This window comes from Haloarcula sebkhae, from assembly GCF_014647415.1.
GTDB classification, from domain to species: domain Archaea; phylum Halobacteriota; class Halobacteria; order Halobacteriales; family Haloarculaceae; genus Haloarcula; species Haloarcula sebkhae.
In genome coordinates this window covers 1,122,199-1,123,683 of the sequence record NZ_BMPD01000001.1, presented here as the reverse complement: position 1 = coordinate 1,123,683, position 1,485 = coordinate 1,122,199, and the positions used below count along the sequence as shown (strand labels likewise).

Below are 1,485 nucleotides of genomic sequence, written 5' to 3'. Positions count from 1 at the left end.
GGCATAGTAGCCAACGTCGTTGTGACTCGTTCAACTGAACGAGTCCAGTGGACGCCTGGATCGCACGTACACACGGTTTCATATTCGCCCCCAAGGTGGAGATGGTGGGCGAATCGACCCTTCCCAAGCTCGGTTTCACCCGGCCTGGTGCATCTGTCGTCGTACCATATTCCATCGCCGTCCCACACTTAAGGGGTACGGTTCGGGGCTGGCACGTCGTATGGACCCACTGGGATTTGAACCCAGGGCCTCCGCCTTGCAAAGGCGGCGCTCTCCCGCTGAGCTATGGGCCCGGCAGATCCGCACGGTTGTTAGCCCTGATAGTTCATAGGTGCCCGGTCGGCGGAGTTCTCGAACACCGAAAGGTGGGTTGGGGCAAAGCCCCAATCCCGATCAGTAGGAGGTGATCCAGCCACAGATTCCTCTACGGCTACCTTGTTACGACTTAAGCCCCCTTGCGGAGCCCAGATTCGACCGTCGCATGACGGCCTCATCCGGACCCCACTCGGGTGCTTTGACGGGCGGTGTGTGCAAGGAGCAGGGACGTATTCACCGCGCGCTTCTGACACGCGATTACTACCGAATCCAGCTTCATGCGGGCGGGTTTCAGCCCGCAATCCGAACTACGACTCCGTTTGGAGATTAGCTCCGCCTCTCGGCGTTGCATCCCACTGTCAGAGCCATTGTAGCCCGCGTGTTGCCCGGTCCATTCGGGGCATACTGACCTACCGTTGCCCGTTCCTTCCTCCGCTTTAGCAGCGGCAGTCCTCCTAGTGTACCCAACTACCTCAAGGGTATTGCTGGCAACTAGAAGTGCGGGTCTCGCTCGTTGCCTGACTTAACAGGACGCCTCACGGTACGAGCTGACGGCGGCCATGCACCTCCTCTCAGTAGCGTCGAGTAAAGTCGTCAACCTGACTGTCATTACTACTGTCGGGACCGGTGAGATGTCCGGCGTTGAGTCCAATTAAACCGCAGGCTCCTCCGGTTGTGGTGCTCCCCCGCCAATTCCTTTAAGTTTCATCCTTGCAGACGTACTTCCCAGGCGGCTCGCTTCTCGGCTTCCCTAGGGCGCAGCGCAGGCTCGTAGCCTACGGCACACCTAGCGAGCATCGTTTACAGCTAGGACTACCCGGGTATCTAATCCGGTTCGAGACCCTAGCTTTCGTCCCTCACCGTCGGGTCCGTCTTCCTGAGGTGGTTTCCCCATTGGTGGTCCGTTCAGGATTACAGGATTTCACTCCTACCCCGGACGTACCCCTCAGGTCTTCCGGCCCCAAGCCGGACAGTTTCCGCTGGACGCCGACGCGTTGAGCGCGTCGATTTCCCAACGGACTTGTCCGGCCGGCTACGGACGCTTTAGGCCCAATAATATCGGCCATCACTTGGACTGCCGGTATTACCGCGGCGGCTGGCACCGGTCTTGCCCAGTCCTTGTTCCTGTACCACCTTACGGTACAGAAAAGCGAGGGCTATATGCCCTCG

General features: G+C 59.3%; 1 tRNA gene and 1 rRNA gene (1 of these 2 only partly in view). Both read right to left on the bottom strand.

Annotated elements, in window-relative coordinates:
* Positions 1-221 precede the first annotated feature (221 nt).
* A tRNA-Ala gene (locus IEY38_RS05890) sits at positions 222-293 on the bottom strand.
* Between the two features lie 105 nt (positions 294-398).
* A 16S ribosomal RNA gene (locus IEY38_RS05885) occupies positions 399-1,485 on the bottom strand (it continues 381 nt past the right edge of the window).